The organism is Collinsella aerofaciens, from assembly GCF_015553355.1.
In the GTDB taxonomy this organism is placed as follows: domain Bacteria; phylum Actinomycetota; class Coriobacteriia; order Coriobacteriales; family Coriobacteriaceae; genus Collinsella; species Collinsella aerofaciens_V.
In genome coordinates this window covers 1-19,797 of sequence record NZ_JADNGN010000010.1, presented here as the reverse complement: position 1 = coordinate 19,797, position 19,797 = coordinate 1, and the positions used below count along the sequence as shown (strand labels likewise).

Annotated in this window: 17 protein-coding genes and 1 tRNA gene; 1 reads left to right on the top strand and 17 read right to left on the bottom strand. The window is 60.6% G+C overall.

Translation table 11 applies throughout. The features are described 5' to 3' along the window. Positions 1-149 precede the first annotated feature (149 nt). Both I2D57_RS04010 and I2D57_RS04005 read right to left on the bottom strand, forming a co-directional pair. Complete coding sequence (locus I2D57_RS04010) at positions 150-1,232, bottom strand: DMT family transporter (RefSeq protein WP_195361569.1); 1,083 nt, start codon at positions 1,230-1,232, stop codon at positions 150-152. Between the two features lie 388 nt (positions 1,233-1,620). After that, positions 1,621-2,613, bottom strand: coding sequence for an SIS domain-containing protein (locus I2D57_RS04005; RefSeq protein ID WP_118226093.1), 993 nt, complete (start codon positions 2,611-2,613; stop codon positions 1,621-1,623). A gap of 205 nt (positions 2,614-2,818) precedes the next feature. Between I2D57_RS04005 and I2D57_RS04000 the strand changes: the two genes are divergently transcribed. Then, entirely contained in the window at positions 2,819-3,541 is a 723-nt protein-coding gene (locus tag I2D57_RS04000; RefSeq protein ID WP_195247000.1) for a GntR family transcriptional regulator, read from the top strand. A 21-nt stretch (positions 3,542-3,562) separates the two neighbouring features. On the opposite strand, the gene I2D57_RS03995 is transcribed toward I2D57_RS04000, so the two are convergent. The 15 genes from I2D57_RS03995 to I2D57_RS03925 form a co-directional block, all read right to left on the bottom strand. Next, a complete protein-coding gene (locus I2D57_RS03995) occupies positions 3,563-4,153 on the bottom strand; it encodes a GNAT family N-acetyltransferase (protein WP_195361568.1) in 591 nt (196 codons plus the stop codon). Between the two features lie 77 nt (positions 4,154-4,230). After that, a complete protein-coding gene (locus I2D57_RS03990; RefSeq protein WP_195361567.1) occupies positions 4,231-5,256 on the bottom strand; it encodes a threonine aldolase family protein in 1,026 nt (341 codons plus the stop codon). Between the two features lie 45 nt (positions 5,257-5,301). Next, complete coding sequence (locus I2D57_RS03985) at positions 5,302-6,165, bottom strand: phosphatase PAP2 family protein (protein WP_195361566.1); 864 nt, start codon at positions 6,163-6,165, stop codon at positions 5,302-5,304. A gap of 80 nt (positions 6,166-6,245) precedes the next feature. Beyond that, the gene (gene mfd, locus I2D57_RS03980) at positions 6,246-9,878 is read right to left on the bottom strand and encodes a transcription-repair coupling factor (protein WP_195361565.1); all 3,633 of its coding nucleotides are present in this window, start codon (positions 9,876-9,878) and stop codon (positions 6,246-6,248) included. A 157-nt stretch (positions 9,879-10,035) separates the two neighbouring features. Next, a complete protein-coding gene (gene nth / locus I2D57_RS03975) occupies positions 10,036-10,701 on the bottom strand; it encodes an endonuclease III (protein ID WP_195361564.1) in 666 nt (221 codons plus the stop codon). 63 nt (positions 10,702-10,764) lie between these two features. Then, positions 10,765-12,567, bottom strand: coding sequence for an ABC transporter ATP-binding protein (locus tag I2D57_RS03970; RefSeq protein ID WP_195361563.1), 1,803 nt, complete (start codon positions 12,565-12,567; stop codon positions 10,765-10,767). Between the two features lie 127 nt (positions 12,568-12,694). Further along, complete coding sequence (locus I2D57_RS03965) at positions 12,695-14,050, bottom strand: DNA recombination protein RmuC (protein WP_195361562.1); 1,356 nt, start codon at positions 14,048-14,050, stop codon at positions 12,695-12,697. 51 nt (positions 14,051-14,101) lie between these two features. Then, entirely contained in the window at positions 14,102-14,665 is a 564-nt protein-coding gene (locus I2D57_RS03960; protein WP_195361561.1) for a transcriptional regulator, read from the bottom strand. After that, on the bottom strand, positions 14,662-15,192 hold the full coding sequence (locus I2D57_RS03955; RefSeq protein WP_195361560.1) for a DUF6036 family nucleotidyltransferase: 531 nt from the start codon (positions 15,190-15,192) through the stop codon (positions 14,662-14,664). The genes I2D57_RS03960 and I2D57_RS03955 overlap by 4 nt, the downstream gene beginning before the upstream one ends. A gap of 123 nt (positions 15,193-15,315) precedes the next feature. Beyond that, the gene (locus tag I2D57_RS03950) at positions 15,316-15,738 is read right to left on the bottom strand and encodes a hypothetical protein (protein ID WP_195361559.1); all 423 of its coding nucleotides are present in this window, start codon (positions 15,736-15,738) and stop codon (positions 15,316-15,318) included. Between the two features lie 435 nt (positions 15,739-16,173). Further along, on the bottom strand, positions 16,174-16,806 hold the full coding sequence (locus I2D57_RS03945; protein ID WP_195361558.1) for a hypothetical protein: 633 nt from the start codon (positions 16,804-16,806) through the stop codon (positions 16,174-16,176). 272 nt (positions 16,807-17,078) lie between these two features. Then, complete coding sequence (gene rbr / locus I2D57_RS03940; protein WP_006235152.1) at positions 17,079-17,618, bottom strand: rubrerythrin; 540 nt, start codon at positions 17,616-17,618, stop codon at positions 17,079-17,081. Positions 17,619-17,732: 114 nt separating this feature from the next. Further along, positions 17,733-18,638: an HhH-GPD family protein gene (locus tag I2D57_RS03935; RefSeq protein ID WP_195361557.1), complete on the bottom strand. Its 906-nt coding sequence runs from the start codon at positions 18,636-18,638 to the stop codon at positions 17,733-17,735. Positions 18,639-18,659: 21 nt separating this feature from the next. Continuing rightward, on the bottom strand, positions 18,660-19,145 hold the full coding sequence (locus tag I2D57_RS03930) for an RrF2 family transcriptional regulator (protein WP_035136758.1): 486 nt from the start codon (positions 19,143-19,145) through the stop codon (positions 18,660-18,662). A gap of 359 nt (positions 19,146-19,504) precedes the next feature. Next, a tRNA-Asp gene (locus tag I2D57_RS03925) sits at positions 19,505-19,582 on the bottom strand. Between the last annotated feature and the right edge of the window lie 215 nt (positions 19,583-19,797).

The following is a 19,797-nucleotide window of genomic DNA, read 5'->3' as shown; positions in this document are numbered from 1 at the left end:
CGTCTTATACGTTGCTTATATTGTTAATTAGTATAAAGACCGTTCGCGGGTGAAAATCGACCGTTGACGGGTTTAACGTACTCGAAACGTTTGGCTGGGTAGGGCGGCGCTAGCTGGATAACCCCAGGTCAGACCCTGCGCGCAATCCCCTATCGCACGAAGTACCAGGGGCTTTCCTGTACGGTGGGTTCCAGCGCAATGCCGGTGCGTTCCTTAAACAGATCCATGTCCTGAGATTTTTCGGTCCACCACGCGTTGGGCTTAAAGGTCATGCTCTCAATGACATGACCGACAAACACACTGTTGCGCAGCTTGGAGAAGTCGGTGTTCATAATCAGGATGGACGCGAGCACCAGCACGATGCCCAGGACTTTAATCGCGCCGGCGGGCTCGGCGTAGACACCAATGCCCACCAGTACGGTGACGACCGTCTCGAATGACATTACGACGGGAACTTTCGACGTCTCGAGCCCCATGGACAGACCCTGCATATATAAGACATAGGCCACGGCTGTGGGGATGAGTCCAAAACCAAAGAACAGCAGCAGCAGCTGTGGCGACATTGCCGCGGCGACATCTGGCCACGGAGCCGCGATAGCCGCCATAACCGCACCGCCAAAAACAAGGCCCCAAAACGTGACAGCCAGCGGGTGGACCGTCTTGGTTGCTATCCGGCTAAACACCGCGAGCGACGCGCCACAAAAGCCCGCGATCACGCCCGACGTGACGCCCCAAACCGAAAAATGGAAACCGGAAAGGTCGCCATTGGTCACTGCAAGTACACAGCCACCGATATTAAAAGCGATGGCAACGAGCTTGTTGGGAGTCACATCCTCGCGATAAAGCACGCGGCCGAGCATGACGCCAAACACCGGCGAGGTGTAGAGCAGCACCGAGGCCGTGGACATGCCCACCTCGCCCATGCACTCGTAATAAAGCGTGTTAGCGGTGGCGAGGCCGATAATGCCAAGAAGCGCACAGGGAACAAGCTCTTTAGGACTTGCCTTGAACAGTGCCAGGGGACCCGATGCTTTTCCCTCACGATCGCCTCCCTGGCAACCCATGAACGCCAAGACCGGAGCCATTAAGACGGCACCCGACAACAGGCGAAAGGCCGCCATGCTCTGAGACGAAACACCCATGGCCGAGATGCCGTTTACAAAGATTCCGATGCTGCCCCACATAAGCGCGGCGATCAGCACCAGCACATAGCCCAGATTGCTTTTCTTCAACGCAGCCTCCTCGGTATTGTTTCCAATATGTTTCACACTACGTTATAGTCGTTATATACATTTTTCAAGACACAAATCGGCGAGCGGAAAAATCTGCTCCCCACATACTCATTGGGTAGTCATTGGGGACGCACTTAAATGACTGGTCATTCAAGAACGCCCCCCAACGACTAGGACTGTCCCCAACTGCCGGCAGAAAAGGAACGTTCCCAACGTCTAAGGCGCCGCTGGTTGAGCATAAGTCAGCGAGCGGGCCGCATTTGAGGCAAGGTGACGTGAAACGAAAGGGCGCTGACCTTCTGGTCGCGCCCTTGAAGTTGAACGTCAGATTGCCCAAATGCGGACCGCGCAGCGTCGAGCCGTTACGCGGTTTGGTAAAACCGCGTAACTAATACTCAAGCTTCCACATGTAGCGGCGCGTCATGTAGTCCTTGTGAGTAACGGCAGAGAGTGCACGCATATACACGTTGTTGAGGATCGGGGCAAAGATCAGGTGGTTGAAGTACTCGCTCACGCTGTCCTTGATGTCGTTGAGGCCGAGCTCCTTGGCGTCAAGCTGATAGACGCGCTCGCCACCGTACTGGTTGACGAAGCGGATGCCGCGCTCGTCGTTGCAGCGGCTGCGGCCGACGCTGATGAGCTGGAACAGCGAGGTACGCTTGTCCAGGATCTCGAAGGGACCGTGGAAGAAGTCGCAGGTGTTGATGGTGCAGGAGTCAATCTGCAGCATCTCCTGCACGTTGCAGATGCTAAAGACGTAGGCGGCACCAAAGAGCGGACCCTGAGCCATGACGTTGATGCAGGGCTTGTCGGCGTTCTGCTCGGCCCACTTGGCAGCAAGCGGACGGGTGTACTCGACGGCCTTGCGATAGATGGGGTCGACCAAGTCGAACGCGGCCATAGCGGTCTCGTACTCGGCATAGCCCTCGGTCTGCTGCGTAAGCTCCATGGCGATCATGGTCACGACGGCGGAGTTGGTGCGGCCCATGCAGGACTCGTCGACGGCCAAGCTGTCGTACTGGATCTTGTAGTCGCAGACCTCGGTGAGGCCGGACTCGTCAACATAGATGGCGATGGTGCTGGCGCCGTGGTCCTTGGCGACCTGGGCGGCGACGATGGTCTCCTTGGTGCCGCGCATGGACACGACGACGGCCAGGGTGTTCTCGTTAACGTAGGCGGGGGTTGCGTGCACGAACTCGTTGCTGGTGTAGCTGGAGCTCACGACCTGCGTGGCCTCGTGCTCCATAAAGTACTGGGCAGGATAGTTGCCGCCGTTGGATCCGCCGGCGCCAATCCACACGACGCGCTTGATGCCGCCCTTGTCTGCCTTGTCAGCCAAAACCTGGGAGACGACATCCTTAACCTGTTCCTGAGTAGTCATCGTGCATCAGCCTTTCTTCTCGTTTGATGCTCTCGATGGCATACAAGTTACATACATGTTTTGGTTATGTCGACTAGTTGTATGCTATATTTGACTTAGATATTTTGCTGATGCGGTTTTCGACAACTGGCTACCAGCGGTTTTATTGTTGTATTGAATACATGCTTGCTTAGATAGGCATACAAGTTAGATACAGGTTGATCACATGAACGCTTCGTCTAAAAAGAAACTGAGCCAATACGAGCGCTTGGCGGGTACGCTTCGCGACCGCATCGCCGCCGGCATCTACGCACGCGGAGACAAGCTGCCGTCCGAGATGGAGCTCATGGACGAATCGGGGCTGTCGCGCAGCACCGTGCGCCACGCCCTTAAGGTTCTCGTTGATGAGGGCCTGGTGCGCACCGAGCGCGGGCGTGGCGCCTTTGTGGCCGACACGCCCGCGCTCCACGAGAACAACCTAGTGTTTTCGAGCTATACCAAGCAGGTCGAAGGTCAGGGCATGAAGCCCACCACGCGCACCGTGGACTCGGGCTTTGCCAAGGCGGCCGGCAGCATAGCTAAGTTCTTTGACGCCGCCGTGGGCAGCAAGCTCGTCAAACTTGTCCGCCTGCGCTACCTGGACGACGTGCCGCTGTGCCTGGAGACCACCTACCTGCCGCCAAGCTTCGAGACGCTCATCGATCGCGATATCAACGGTTCGCTCTACGCGACGCTGCGCCAAGAATTCCATCGCGCGCCAGCACAGGGACATAAGACCTTTGAGGTGTGCTATGCCTCGCAAAACGAGGCGTTTTTGCTCAACGTCGAGCGCGGGCAGGCGCTGATCCTGATCACCGACTACGTCTACGACACCGACGGCCGACCGCTCCATGTCTCTAAGCGCATCCAACGCACCGACCGCGCCAAATACACCGAGCCAATCGGCTAACCTGCCAAAATAAACCTGTCCCTAAATGGTAGGTTTGGGGAGGTCGGGGAACCAGGTTGGTTTGGGTTGGTTAGGGACGCGCTCGGCTAGGACCAGCTCCATCCAACACATGTCGTACCAGCGACCGAACTTTTGGGCGCAGCGGTCGAAGACACCCACCAGGCGATATCCCATATGGGCATGGAAGTCCTGGCTGTTGTGCGTCAGGTACTCGTCGTCCTTGTCGTGCGGCACGGCGATGAGGGCGCACATGTTGGTGATGCCCATCGAGACCAGGCATTGCTTGAGCGCGTCATGCAGCTTGCGGCCCAGCCCACCGTGGCGCACATCACGCGCCAAGTAAATCGATGTCTCGACCGACCAGTCGTATGCCTCTCGGCTGTTGAGCGGGCTCACATAGGCATAGCCCACCGGACGTCCGCGGAGTTCCATCACCAAATACGGATAGCGCCTGAGCGTACGCTCGATGCGCCCGGCGAACTCCTCAACGCTCGGCACCTCGTATTCGCAGGTAATCGCCGTCTGGCGCACATACGGCTCATAGATGGCAAGCAACGCCGGCGCGTCATCGGGCGTCGCCAGGCGAATCGTCGGCTCGGACATCTCGGGCATACAGCCCCTCCCCCTCAAAAATAAAGGCCGCCTTGCGCCAAACCCAGCGCAAGGCGGCCTCTCGTCATTACATCAGGCTACAGGACAGCCGCCAACGCGTCGATATCCTCCTGCGTCGTGGCCCAGCTGGTGCAAAAACGCACCACCGTGTGGGTATCGTCATACTTTTCCCAGTACTCGATCGCCGCATGCTCGCGAATGCGGGCCATGTCCTCGTTGGACAGAATCACGAACTGCTGGTTGGTCGGCGTCTCCAAGAAGAACTGGTAGCCGTGCTCGTGCAGCACGCGGCGCAGCGCCTGAGCGGTCTCAATCGCCTGGCGACCAATCTCAAAATACAGGCCATCGGTAAAGAGCGCCTCAAACTGCACGCCCGTCAGGCGGCCCTTGGCAAGCAGCGCGCCGTGCTGCTTAATGCGCGGAATGGGGTGCGCCGGGGCGTGCATGCCGCAGAACACCACGGCCTCGCCGCAGAGCGCGCCGCACTTGGTGCCGCCGATGTAGAACACGTCGCACAGCTGCGCCAGCTCGGGCAGGGTAATGTCGCACTCATCGGCCGCCAGCGCATAGGCCAGGCGGGCGCCATCCACAAACAGCGGAATCTCGCGCTTCTGGCACACCGCATGAATCGCCGCGAGCTCGGCCTTGGAATACAGCGTGCCGTACTCAGTCGATAGGCTCACGTACACGGCGCCCGGGAACACCGTGTGCTCGTAGCTCTCGTTTTCGTAGAACACCTGGATATAGTTCTCGAGGTCCTCGGCGCGCATCTTACCCTCATAGCCGGGGATGGTGAGCACCTTGTGACCGCCAAACTCGATGGCGCCCGCCTCGTGACAGGCGACGTGGCCAGTCTCGGCAGCAACGACGCCCTCGTAGGGCGCAAGCAGCATGTCGATCACCGTCGCGTTGGCCTGCGTGCCGCCCACCAGAAAAAACACGTCGGCATCGGGGGCCTGACAGGCCTCGCGGATAAGCTGCTTGGCACGCTCGGTGTGCGCATCGGTACCGTAGCCGGGCTGCGGCTCCATATTGGTGTCGACGAGCGCCTGCAGCACCGCTGGGTGTGCGCCGTGGGAATAGTCGTTGTTGAACGCGAGCATGGCAATCCTCTCTTACCGGGTATCGGCCAGATGATTCAAACGGAGCTATTGTACGCCGCTGGGATAGGCAATGCGCGCGGCAAGGCACTCAAGCGCCAGCACCAGGGCAAAGCCGCAGCTCACGTCACTCAAAAAGTGCGCTCCGATCACGATGCGGCCAAACGCGACGAGCGCCGCGACCACAGCCGCCGTCCAAAAGACCACACGACGGCGCGACGGCTTTTCCTTAAAGGCCGTCGCGGGAAGCCCAGCGAGCATGAGGCCGATTGCCGCGTGCGCCGTGTGTCCGCTCGCAAACGACTTAAAGCCGTCCTTGACTACACCGGCGGCAATATAGGCCCACTTGTCGGGGTTGCCGATCACCCACCACGGCTGAAACTCGAGTCCCTGCGTCACCTCGATCACGCGCATGCGTGGGCGCGACCACAGCGGCTTGACAATCACGTTGAGGATGATGGCCTGAGCGACCCACACGACAAGCACCATCAACGCCCAGCGCGTGAGCTCGTCGGGCTCGGTCGTGCGCGTGAGGCGATAGACGACAAGGTTAGCAGCGATGACCAGCACAAACGTCAGCACCAGCTGAACCGCGATGAGCTTACCGCCAACCCGCAGGGACGAAACGATCTCGTAGCCGGCCAAGCCAACGTTGACGAGGATGCCGAGCGCAGTGAGCCATTTGCTCCCTCTGGAATCGGGACGCACCGCGCGCACGAGCATAACGCCCGCAATGCTCGCCGTCAGCTCAAACGGCAGCTCGCCGGCAGCCTCGATAAAGCGGCCGTACATGCTGCCGATGTTGAACAGCGCGCACGAGATCTGATAATCGAAGAAGCTGCCCACGCCCAGACAAAGGCACAGGACAACCGCGATAATGGCGACATCTTTCTTATAGATGTATCCGAACATGCTTTCCTTTCGGTCGGGCTGGAATCATCCTGCAACGTGGCGGGACAAAGACGACTTCCTCCCGCCACGCCCCCTACTTGTTAGTCGTCGTCGCTGGCACCCAACTGCTGCAGCAGCATGAGCGCCGCCGCCACCGGGCCGGTGCCGTCGTTGGCGTCGAGGCCGCGACCCAGGCCGCTGCCTGCGCCGGCGCCCGCCTTGTAGGGCACCGACAGTTTGCGGCTCTTGGGGAAGTTCACCGCGCCATAGCGGGTCTTTAGTTCAAAGGCCACCTTCTTGGGCACGTCGACACCCAAAAACGTGATGCGACCGCCACTGAGCGTGACGCTCTCGAGCCCCAGACGCTCGCCGCGAATGCGGATGCGCGCGCGATTGAACAGGTTGAGTCCCGCCAACGGCAGCTCGCCATGCGCGGCTTCGGTCTCCTCCTGCACCTCATCGATGCTCTCCAAGTCCTCGGCCGCCGCGAGTTTGCGGTACACGAGCACGCGCTGGTCCACCGCCGGCATGTACTCCTCGGACAAGAAATAGTCGGCCGGCAGGTTAATACCCACGCTCGCCGCCTCCACGCCGGCATCGTCGTCGCCGCGCGCCTCGGCCACGGCCTGTCCCAGCATCTGCGTAAACAGGTCAAAGCCCACGCTCGACAGGTTACCGTGCTGCTCGGCACCCATGAGCGAACCGGCACCACGGATCTCCAGGTCGCGCATGGCGATGCGCATGCCGCTGCCCAGGTCTTGGAACTCGGAAAGTGCAGTCAGACGCGCCGTAGCCTCCTCGGTGAGCGGCAGCTCACCCGGGAACATAAAGTACGCGTATGCCTGCGTGGCCGAGCGGCCAACACGGCCCTTGAGTTGGTAGAGCTGCGCCAGGCCCAAGCGCTGCGAGTCCTCGATGATCAGTGTGTTGGCGGTCGCATTGTCGATACCGCTCTCCACGATGGTCGTGGCGATGAGCACGTCGATCTTTTTGGTCGCGAACTCGATCATCACGTCCTCGACCTCGCGCGGGCTCATCTTGCCGTGCGCCACGCCCACGCGTGCCTCGGGCGCGGCCTCGTGCACGCGCGCCACGGCGTCGTCGATGGTCTTGACGCGGTTGGACACGTAGTACACCTGACCGCCGCGGCCCACCTCCAGGCGAATCGCCGCGCTCACCACATCGGGGTCGTACTCCCCCACGTGCACGATCACGGGACGACGCCCGGTGGGCGGTGTGGTGATCAGGCTCATGTCGCGCACGCCGCTCGTGGCCATCTGCATGGTTCGCGGAATCGGCGTTGCCGAAAGCGTGAGCACGTCAATCTGCTCACGCAGGTTCTTGAGCTGCTCCTTGTGCTGCACGCCAAAGCGCTGCTCCTCGTCGATGATCACCATGCCCAGGTTCTTGGGGTTCACGTCGGCCGAAAGCAAGCGGTGCGTGCCGATGAGCACATCAATCGTGCCCTCGGCAAACGCCTTAAGCGCGCGCTTCTGCTGCGCCGGGGTGCGGAAGCGGCTGAGCACTTCGACCTCGAGGCCAAACGGGGCAAAGCGCTCAAAGAACGTCTCGTAGTGCTGCTGGGCCAGAATGGTTGTGGGGCAGAGCACCATGACCTGACGGCCGGAGTCCACACACTTAAAGGCAGCGCGCAGGGCGACCTCGGTCTTGCCAAAGCCCACGTCGCCGCACAGCAGGCGGTCCATGGGCTTGGGCGCCTCCATGTCGGCCTTAATATCGGCGATAGCCTCCAGCTGGTCGCGCGTCTCGTCGTAAGGGAAGCTCTCCTCCATCTCGATCTGCTCGGGCGTGTCGGGCGGGCAGGCGATACCGGTAATCGACGAGCGGCGCGTATACAGGTCGACCAGGTCAAACGCCAGCTTTTTGGCGTTCTTGCGCGCCTTGTTGGTGGCGCGTGTCCAGTCGGCGGTGTTGAGCCTGGTCAGACGCGGCTTATCGCCGTCGGGGCCAACATAGCGCGTGATGCGGTCGACCTGCTCGAGCGGCACGTAGAGCTTGTCGCCGTCGGCATATTCCAGCAAAAAGTAGTCGCGCTCCTTGCCGCCCACTTCCTGGCGCGCGATCTCGCTAAAGAGCGCGATGCCGTGGGTGGCGTGCACCACGTAGTCGCCCGGCTTAAACGGGAACGTGATCTGCGTGATGTCAACCTTGCGGCGGCTGCGCGCGCGGTTGGCATCCATGCGGGCGTTGAGGTCGGCGATCGAGAACACGGCCAGGTTGGCATCGGGCACCACCACGCCCTGCGGCAGAGCGGCATCGACAAAGGTCACGCGTCCGCGCGAGATGGTGGGCACGGCGGCGCCGGCGGCAGCCTGCGCGGCACCCGCCTCGAGCGAGCGGGCGTTGAGCGCGTCGGCCTTACGCTCGCGAATGGAAGCATGGGCCTCCTGGCGTGCGGCACGGTCGGCGGAATCCGCCGCTGCCACGCGCACGCGGTCGCCGATGGCGTCGGCGTTTTCGGGCGCGGCCGTCAGTGACTCCTCAAAGGTTATGCCCTCGTCGCCAAAGGTGAGCTCCATCGACTCGCGCGCGCCGCGGTCGGGAATGGCAAACACGCAGGCATAGCGCTTGCCCACGACTTCCTGGATGCGCGTCATAAAACGGTTGTCCGAGCCTGCGATGGCCGGCTGCTCAATCTTGAGCTCGGCCGTCACCGCACCGCCGGCACGGATGAGGCTCACATAGCTCAGGCGCTGCTGGGCACCAAAATCGAGCTGTTGGGCACGCACGTACAGGCCGTCCAGACGGTCGACCCCCGCCTCGCCGGCACGTGCCTCGATATCCTCGTAGGCGCGCAGGCAATCGTCGAACAGCGAGCGCGGCTCGGACAGTACCACGAGCGCCTTGCCGCTCACATGCGACAGCGGGCTCACGGTCTGGCCGTACATCACCGGCAAAAAGCGGTCGAGCTCGGGCGTGACGATGCGCGCATCCACCATCTCGAGCAGCGCCGCCAGTTTGCTGTCGTCCTGGCTGGCGCGGTAGAGCGCCACATGCATGTTGTGGACGGCGTCGTCGGTGAGTGCGAGCTCGCGACAGGGGAAGATCTCGATGCTGTCCTCGTTGCCGATGGTCTGGCCCGTTGAACTCACCATGCGGCGGATGCGGTCGATCTCGTCGCCAAAGAACTCAATGCGCACGGGCGCCTTTTCCTGCGCGGGAAACACCTCGACAGTGTCGCCGTGCACACGGAACAGGCCGGGCGCGTCGGCGGCGCTGGCATTGGTGTAGCCCATGCCCACCAGACGCTGCGGCACCTCGTCAAAGGGAATCTCCTCGCCCACCGCAAAAGTAGTGGACTCCCAGTAGCGGCTCTCGACCGGCGGCACGCAGCGCAGCAGCGCGCGGGCCGAGGCGACCATGATGCAGTTGTCCCCGCGCACGATGCGCCCGAGCGCCTCGCAGCGCTGGGCTACCACGGCGTCGTCGGGCGCCTGCTCGCGCCAAGGGTAGTCCTTGCGCTCGGGAAAGCGGCACACGTGCGCCAGGCCCACATAGGCGGCCAGACTGCGTGCAGCGCGATCGGCCGCATCCTCGCCACTCACGATGTAGACCGTGGGGCGCGGACGACGCGCAAACTGGGCGGCGGCCATAAGCGTTCGGCCCGACTGAGACACGGCCAGCGTCACGTCCTCGCCAGAATCGAGCCCGGCCTCGACGGTCTGCAGTGCCTCGGCAGTGTAGAGCTGCGCGGCTATACGGTGAATGAGCATGCTGTTCCTCCGGCATTGCAACGCCAAAAGCCCGCCGAGGCAAGCTCGGCGGGTATGCGGCGGATTTCATTGCCTGTCATGGTAGCGCATGGAGAGGACTCCGGCTCAAGGGCAAACCCAGCCCCGCAAAAAACGCCAGACGAAAATGCGTTCCGCCCTACCCCGCTACGCGCACGCTGGGACACAAATCCGCCAGCGGACACTCGTCGCACTTAGGTTTGCGGGCGTCGCAGATCTCGCGGCCAAAGGTGATCCACTGGTGGTTGACCGACTCCCAATACTCGTGCGGCAAAATCTTGAGCAGATCCTGCTCGGTCTTGAGCGGCTCCTTGGCATGCGTCTTGGGACTCAGCATCAGGCGGTGCGCAATGCGGTTGACGTGTGTGTCCACCGCAATGCCCTCCACGATGCCATACCCCACGTTGAGCACGATGTTCGCCGTCTTGCGTCCCACGCCCGGCAGCTTCACGAGTTCCTTCATGTCGGCCGGCACCTCGCCGCCATAGTCGGCGACGATCATCTGCGCGGCCTCGACGGCATGCTTGGCTTTGCTCTTGTAGAAGCCGAGCGACTTGATGGTGTCTGCCACGTCAGCCACACTCGCCCCGGCCATGGCCTCGGGCGTGGGCCACTGGGCAAACAGCCGCGGCGTCACCTTGTTGACCTGCGCATCGGTCGTTTGCGCCGAGAGCAGCACCGCGATCAGCAGGCGGAAGGGATTCTCGTGATCCAGAAAACACTCGACCGGGCCATAGCGACGGTTGAGACGCTCGCACACCTCGATGGCGCGCTCGCGCTTGGCGACATTGGTCTCGCGTGGCATAACGACTCCTCGGCTCAACGGCACAATAAACTTATGGGCACAATTGTCCCACGTCCGAGACGCTTACGCCTCCAAGAATGCGCCGGTCTGACGGCTCCACAGGCTCGCGTACTCGCCACCCGCCTCGACGAGCTGCGCATGCGTGCCGTCCTCGACGATCTCGCCATCGGCCAGCACCACAATGCGGTCGAGCGCCGCCACGGTGGACAGGCGGTGCGCCACCACAATGGAGGTACGTCCACGCATCAGGTTTTCGAGCGCCTCCTGCACCAGCGCCTCGGACTCGCTGTCGAGAGCAGAGGTCGCCTCGTCGAGCACCAGAATCGGCGCGTCGGTTAGGATGGCGCGGGCGATAGCCACGCGCTGACGCTGGCCGCCCGAGAGCTTGACGCCGCGCTCGCCCACCATAGTGTCAAAGCCACGGGGCAAGCGGTCGATAAACTCCAGGGCATTGGCCAGGCGCGCGGCCTCGCGAATCTGCTCATCAGTGGCGTCGGGACGACCGTAGGCAATGTTTTCGCGAATGGAGCGGTGGAACAGCAGCGCCTCCTGCGGCACGTAGGCAACCTGGCGGCGCAGGCTCTGCTGCGTGCAGCGCGAGACGTCCTGACCATCCACGAGCACGCGGCCGCCCTGAACATCGTCTAGGCGCAGCAGCAGCTTGGTGAGCGTCGTCTTACCCGAGCCCGATTTGCCCACCAGGCCCACGCGCTGGCCCGCCGCCACATGAAGTGTCAGGTCATCGAACACGCTCTCGCCCGCCGCAGCGTCACGGTACGCAAAGCTCAGGTGCTCAAAATCAATCGCGCCCTCGGTCACTTTGAGCTCAGGGGCGTCCGGGTCGTCTGCCACCAAACGTGGCTCGTCCAGCACGCGCGTCATCTCGGCCGCATCGCCCAAAGCGCGGTTGATGCGCTGCATCATGGAGCTTACGTAGTTCAGGCGCATGGTGAGGTTATAGGTGTAGGTAAAGATCATGACGAGCGAGCCGGCCGAGATGCCAAACCACGCGTTGCCGCCCGCCACGAACACACTCACCACGGCCATGGTGATGACGATAAGGCCCGAGGTCGTAAAGTTGCGCTGCATCATGGCGTGCATCGAGACCGTCTCGGCGTCGCGCGCGGCACGATCGGCGGCGTCGAACAAATCGCGTTCAAAGTCCTCGCGCCCGCAGGTCTTGACGGCCAAGATGTTCGTGACCGCGTCGGAGAGCACGCCCGAGAGCTTGTTCTGCGCGGCGGACGTCGCGGCCGAAAGCGGCATGATGCGCTTGTACATAAGCCAGACAAACGCGATGTAGACGGCCATGATGCACACCAAGATCACGGTAAACGTCGGCACCACCGGGGCGAGTGCGGCCACGGTGCAGATGACCGAGGTGATGGTGGGGATGAGCGAATACACCGTCACGTCCACCAGCCCCGTGTAGCCGCTCATAAAACGACTCGTCTGGCTCACGAGCGATCCTCCAAAGCGGCTGGTATGGAATGTCATGGATTGGTTGGAGAGCGTGTCGAAGCATAGACGCGCCAGGTGATAGTTGCCTGCAATCTCGAGCTTGTAGACGGTGTAGTCCTGTAACTTGGAGAGGATCTGACCCACCAGGTTAACGAGTACGAGCGCCAGGATATAGGGGCCGAAGACCTCAAACACCTGGTCACCCGCCACGGGACCGGCTTGAACGCGGTCGACAATGAGGGCCATCACATAGGTATTGGCAAACGTCAGCAAAAAGATGTAGCCCGCCGACGAGAATACCGAGAGAAAGACAATCAGCGGCTGCGTGCGCGTGACACCCCAAAACCGCTGCAGCGTGCGGCGCACGGTGGAGCGACTGAGCGGGCTGGTGCTTCTCTGGGACATGGGCTTCCTTTCGCGTCTGATAGGGCGAAACGCCATTGTTGCACATTGGAGCACGCTTCAGACAAGTGCGATACGAAAAGCGGTGGGGCGCCCGCGTTTGTGCCGGTGCCCCACCGTCTTGTTGCAATTAGTCCTCGTCTTCTTGGTCCGCGAGAAGGCTCGCGGACGTGAGTCCCAAGATCTCATCGGCTTGGTCGGCGTCTTCCAGGGCGTCGATGTCCTTGAGCTTGCGCTCCATGACGTTGGTGCGCGTGGTGATGATGCCCTCGACCGTTTTGCCCGCGGTCTCGATCTGCTGCTGGGCGCGGCGCAGCGCCTTTTGATAGCGCGGCAGCTCGGCCTTGACGGCGGAGAGCACGCGCAGCACGTCGTCGGTGCGTTTTTGCAGCCTAAACGTCTGGTAGCTCATCTGCAGGCTGTTGAGAATGGCGGCCATGGTGCTGGGACCGGCAACGTTGACGTGATAGTCGCGGCCCAGGGTTTCGATGAACCCGGGTCGGCTGACGACCTCGGCGTACAGCCCCTCAAACGGCACGAACATGATGCCAAAGTTGGTCGTTGCCGGCACACTCAGGTACTTTTCGCAGATGTCCTTTGCCTCGCGTTTCACCATCATATCGAGCGTCTTGCGCGCTGCGGCAACGGCCTCCGCATCGCCCGACTCCTGGGCGTCGAGCAGATGCTCGTACGCGTCGCCCGGGAATTTGGAGTCGATCGGCAGCAGCACGGGATCGCCCTCGTCTACCGGCAGCTTGACGGCAAACTCAACGCGCTCCGAGGCGCCGGGCCTGGTGGCAACGTTTTCCAGATACTGGTCGGGTGTGAGGATGTCCGTCAGGATCGCACCCAGCTGCACCTCGCCCAAAATGCCGCGCGCTTTTACATTGCCCAGCACACGCTTGAGGTCGCCTACGCCGGTGGCGATAGATTGCATATCGCCCAGGCCCTTGTACACGGCCTCGAGCTGGTCGCTCACCTGCTTAAACGATGCCGACAGTCGGTCGTTGAGCGTGCGAGAGAGCTTCTCGTCCACCGTCGCGCGCATCTGATCGAGCTGCACGTTGTTGTCTTTGCGGATGGCGCCCAGCTGAGCATCGACCGTCTCGCGCACCTTGTCCAGGCGATGCTCGATGCCCTCGCGATTGGCGCCGAGCTGTTGGGCCGTCTCGCGGCGCAGGTCATCCATCCGGTCACCAGCTTGCGAAAACTCACGTGCGATGGTCAGGTAACGTTGCTGCTCCACGGCCGCATCTGTCGTCTGCTGCTGCGCGATGGCATTGGCCGTGCGGCGAGTTTCGGCCAGCGCGACGTTCAGGGCATCGAGCGCGTTGTTGGCCTGCTCGAGTGCTGCCAGCGTTTCCGCGCTACTGTCGCCACGCTCCCGCAACTCGGCACGCAGGCTCTTGAGCTGGAGGGCGCAAGCCACAGCAACCCCCACCGCCACCAAGGCGATCACAACAAGCACAATATCAATAGCAGACATAGACTCCGCCCAACAAACCCAATCGAGCACCAATCAAAACCGCGATCAATCTTACCCCGCCATACGCACCGGGCGCCCGGTCCCTTCTTGGGCGCCCCTCTCCTCCGCATATTCCATAATGCGGCGCGCCGTCTCCCTGCTCACCTTTGAGTCATCACCGGCTAAATATGCGTACACGTTTCCCTTATTCAGATTCAAATCGCGGCAGAGACCGTAGCGCGTTACGCCCGATTCCTCTAGCGCTCCCAACGTTCTTTTTCGCATCAGGGCGTTGATCCTTCTGTCCGCCACTGGCTTTTCCTTCACCGCTCTATACGCACGCCAAACGTTGGCATAACGATTAGGAAGTTTATCCTCGGCGCATAGAGATGCCAGGCTACCCGTTTGGGCGTACAAGGACAAAACGCCTCGGTAACCCTCTTCCATCCACGAACCCTCGGATAAGCCCAGAACGTATTCGGCTTTACCCTGTGCCAAAGCGAGCAAAAACAGGGGCTCCGCCACGCGCGGCGCAACCGTCGTCGCTTGCTTAACCAGTTTTCTAAAACTGAGCGACTGCTGTCCGGATAGCTCTCGGCAATAGCCTTTTAAGAATCCCTCAAAGGTCAGATTCAACCGAGCACCTCCTTTTTGTATTGCCTGTATGCACAGACCATCTCTTGATAACTCCGCTCCGAAGGCGACGACGCCAGCGCCTCTCCCTCGTCGAATATAAGCCGTTCGAGCAACCTCCAATCAAGTCGGTCGACGAATGCCTGACTATGAAGGTCGATGATGTCGTTCGGACGGTAGGCATAGAGCTTCATTACCGCCAGGTCCTCCAAGGATGGCGTAAGGTACCTGATAAAACGCGCCCCAATATCCAAGGGAATCAAACGATCTTCGTAATTGAACGGCATCTGATTACAATATGCCACCGCCATACCATTCACCTCGGGGTATCGAGCTATGATCTCGCGGAGGCACTTATCTGCCTCAAACACATCAATGTCATGTGTAACCGAACGATTCGTCACATCGTTTAGCATGAAGGCGCTTCCTCCCACCAATACAACGTTCGGCCTGTCGTCTCTTGGACCTATTTCCAGCTCCGCCTCTTCGTCAATGCCCAAAAGAGTCTGTTCTAAATCCTGCTTATACATAACAAATCCTATTATTATTCATCTTCAATAATACTATTCAGTCGCACGACAGGACCAACAGGATGCAAGAATTCCGCTCGTGGCGATAATCCCTACACCCTAGAAGTCCTAATGTGACAAACGCTAACTCTCCCAGCCGGCGCGGATTGTTGTTATGACATCGCCTAGGCGCTGGCCGAGGGCTGACAGATGTTGGAGCACTTCGCCGGGCGAAGCACCGTTGAGGATGCAGGTGAGCGCATACGAGACCAAGAAAATCGCCGCAAGTCCTAGCGGAATGAGCACGATCATCGCCAATGTGCGCAGGCGCTGGCCCACGCGGCGACGACGCGCACGACGCTTGTCGAACGCGAGCTCCTGCGCATATGAATCTTGCTGTACGGAATAGGCCTCTGGTGCCGATTCGCCCGCAGGCGAAACCGCGGGTGTAACGTTTTGCGCAGGGGGCTGGGCTGCCGCCCCCTGCATTTGCATCTCCATGAGTCGTTGCTGCTGACGCAGCATGCGCTCAGCCTGTTGCTGCGGAGTCTCAAGAAACAGATCCATGCTGGCCTCCAAAATCGGAGCATTCGACGCTTACGACCAGCATCCCGCACCGCCATGACCGCGACAACGCAATCGCCGGCAATAGCCACAAAGTTTCTTTTGCTCAAAAGCTGTCGAAAAGCTCAACAACTCCCCTACCAGCACTTTCTCTGAGCTTTTTTCGCCAGCAATCTTTTGGCCTTCCACCCTTACGCCAACTGACCAAAATCTAACCAAAAGCTTGACGAAAATTGTGGAGACCGGGACCCCACAAAAACGTGCCGCCCCAAAAAGGGGCGGCACACAATCTTTAATATCAGCTTTTCTGTAGCGAGCATGCGACGACTCAACGCCGGAGCGCAGGGCGGGGAAACCTTTGCCTCATGCGACCCTGCGAAGCCGTGAGCGAGAGGGAAAGGTGTCCCCGCCCTGCGCTCCGTGGTCGGTGAGGACAGACTACATGCCCGCGAGACCGCGGGCGGCGGTGGCGCATATAAACGCCAAGGCTAGAATCACGAGCGAGCCCGCGATGTCTGCCAGCACGCCCATTGCACGGCGCTCAAACAACCAGCTCTCAAAGTGCGGAGCGACGTTGCGCCAAACACGCCACAGCAAGATGCCCATACCGATGACGCCCGGAATATTGAGCAGTAGGATCTCGGAGCACAAAAGACCGATCAGGTTGCCGGCGGCAAAACCAGCGTCGCCCTCGCAGTATTTGCGATAAATCATGTACAACATGTACGCCACAAACGGCTGCAGGCACGCAGAGATAAACGAAACCACCATCGAGGGGTCCTGAGAAAAGACATCGGTGAGTTTATCGACACTCGTGGCATCTTTCGAAGCCAAGAACAAGCCAATGACCACCACGGGCACCACGCCCAAGATAACCTCGACCAGAGTAAACAACTTAGCAGTCAGATCCTCGCTAGCCGTATTGAGGTGAGGCGCCCACTCAGGATGAGCATGCGCGCCGACCTTCTTGTCCTTCTCGGCACGATCGGCCTTTTTACCCTCGGCAACCCGACGACCAGGATCCTTGCGAGTCCCCGCCGCAGCAACCCGAGCCCGAGACTTCTTACCCATAACCAACACCTCACAAGAGGAAACGAATAGCCAACGCTACCCAGTGTACCCTCTAAGCAACGTCACCGCCCCAACCGGCCCCCACAAAAACGTGCCGCCCCATAAGGGGCAGCACGCAAACTTTTTTATCAACTTTTCTGTAGCGAGCACGCGACGACCCAAAGCGGGCCGGGAGGGCCGGACTACCTTCCCTCAACGCGACCCTGCGAAGCCGTGAGCGAGGAGGGAAGGTAGTCCGGCCCTCCCGGCCCAGCTCACGCTAGCGCCAAGCGCTAGTAGTTCACCACCTGCTCCTCAAAGTACGCCTTGGGGTGGTTACACACCGGGCACACCTCAGGCGCCTCGGCACCAACGTGCAGGTGCCCGCAGTTCAGGCACTTCCACACCTTCACGCCCTCACGCTCAAACACCTCGCCCGACTCGATGCGCTCGACGAGTTTGTTGTAGCGCTCCTCGTGGGCCTTCTCGACGGCGGCGACGCCACGGAACTTCTCGGCGATCTCGGCAAAGCCCTCCTCCTCGGCGGTCTTGGCGAACTCGTCGTACATCGTGGTCCACTCGTAGTTCTCGCCCGCGGCGGCGTCACGCAGGTTGTCCAGAGTGCCCGGAACGGCGCCGTCGTGCAGATACTTAAACCACAGCTTGGCGTGCTCGGACTCGTTGCCCGCCGTCTCGGCAAAGATATTCGAGATCTGAACGTAGCCGTCCTTTTTGGCCTTGGATGCATAGTAGCGATACTTGGTGTGTGCCTGGGACTCACCGGCAAAAGCAGTCTCGAGGTTCTTCTTGGTCTGAGAGTTCTCAAAATCCATAGGTGTACTTCCCTTCAACACGTGCCGCCCATAGGCTTTGAGCGACCTTGTCTTTAGGATGCCCTCAAGCCGCGAATTTAAACCTTACAATCCCGTTCTTCAGATTTGAGCGGGCTACACACTCAACCAGCAATCGCCCTCGGCTCGGCAAAAGCCCTCGCGCTCCAGGTCAGCTAGAATACCCGCGATCAAGTCGCACTCGACCGGCCCGCGACCGGCTGCCGCTTCCATCTCGTTAACGCCCACCACGGCATCAGCAAGCGTAATCCCCGCCGGCTGCCCATCGCGCGCTGCCAACAACATACGCACGATATGCGCGCGCTTTTGGCGGCGCGAGCCCTCAAACTTGGACTGACGACTATAGCCCGCCGACCGCCTGGACGGATTGGGCAGTGTCTTTTTAAGATACGCGCCGTAATCCAGCAATGCGTAATACCACGCGCGCGGCGTGTCGGCATCGTCTTGAGGCGCGGCAAAGGGCGCGATCTCGTCCGCCGCCGCACCGGGGGCCGCCGGACAGGCAGCTTGGATCAGCGGCACCAGTTCGCGATCGGGAACGGCCGGCACATCGGGAAAGAAATGATGCAAAAAGACCGTGCGCACATTGGTCTCCAAATACACGCCCGGAAGATCGAATGCAAACGAACGGATGCCCTGCGCCGTTGCCGGGCCAATGCCGGGCAGAGCGACCAAGTCACGCGTCTCGCGCGGAAACTCCCCATCCCAGTCCTCTACAACGCACTGTGCAGCCCTGTGAAGCGCCAAGGCGCGGCGATTATAGCCCATCCCCTGCCACGCATCCAAGACATCGGAAGGGACAGCCTGAGCGAGCGCCTGAACAGTCGGAAAGCGATCGAGCCACGCCGGCATACGCGTCTCCACGCGCGGCACCTGCGTCTGCTGCAGCATGACCTCGGAGAGCCAGATGATATACGGGTCGTGCGTTCGGCGCCACGGAAGGTCGCGATAACGCAAGACCCCTTCCGAACGAATCATCGAACGAAAGGGGTCCTGAATCATAGCTATACTCCTTATGCGGCGCTATTCCTCCCGGCAAGCGTACGCGCAGGCAGCGTACTCGGGAAACGCATCGCGATCGGCGAACTTGGGATCGACAGCCGGAAACTGGCGATGGGCGACGATATCGCCGAGCGAAACGGAATCGAGGTAGTCGCGCATCAACGCCTGGGCTCCGGCCCACAGGGGATGATAGCAGCACGCGCCCATGCGCGCACAGTCACCATCGGGGGCGGTGCAGTCGTTCATAACCATAGGGCCCTGAACGGCCTCGACGACCTGGCGGATAGTGACGTCGTCCGGACTGACCTTGAGACGCATGCCACCGTGGACGCCACGCAGGCTCTCCACAATACCGGCTTGGACCAAACCATGCTGAATCGAACGGGCAAACGAATACGGGACATTGACCTCTTCGGCAGCGGTGCGAACAGAAAGCAAACGCTCCGGATCCTCAGCAAGCATCGCCAGCATACGAAGGGCGTAATCAGTCTTCCTCGATATGTCCATTTTTCCCCTTTCAAGGAATACGAACAGCTCGAACGAGCTCCGGGGCCGAGCTTGTGTCGAGACGCTAAATGACCGCCAGGACATCCAAATGGTAAATCGGATATCCACTGAGTGCCGCGCTTGGAGCGAAATGCATCAGATGCGGCGCACGGTGCAATTTAGTATAACCTAACCCCCTGTCTCGTAGAACAGGTGTTGCGCAACAAAGCTGTTGTTCAGACAGATATACTTATTAGATTTTACTTGCGTTCCCGAAGGCGCGGGGATTCTGGGCGAAGATGCACCAGGGCGATCGTTCTATCGAAACAAAGCGCATCAAACGCAAAAAGCCACGTCCGAAGACGTGGCTTTAATTGCGTTGGCGGGAAGTACGGGGCTCGAACCCGCGACCTCCGACGTGACAGGCCGGCGCTCTAACCAAACTGAGCTAACTCCCCAGGCAGTCGTTCGCGTTTGTTTCCGCTCGCGTGCGCTGCGGGGATTAGTATACACAGAAGTCTGTCCGGCGCGCAACAACTTTTTTGAAAAAATTTTTCAGGGCCATCCGGGAGGGTCTCCGGGGCTGAGGGCGGGGGTTAAGTTTGCTGCTCTACAGTCCTGCGCAAGACGGAAAGCACATTAAGTGCTTTCCTTTGCGTGCGGAACTCGCGAC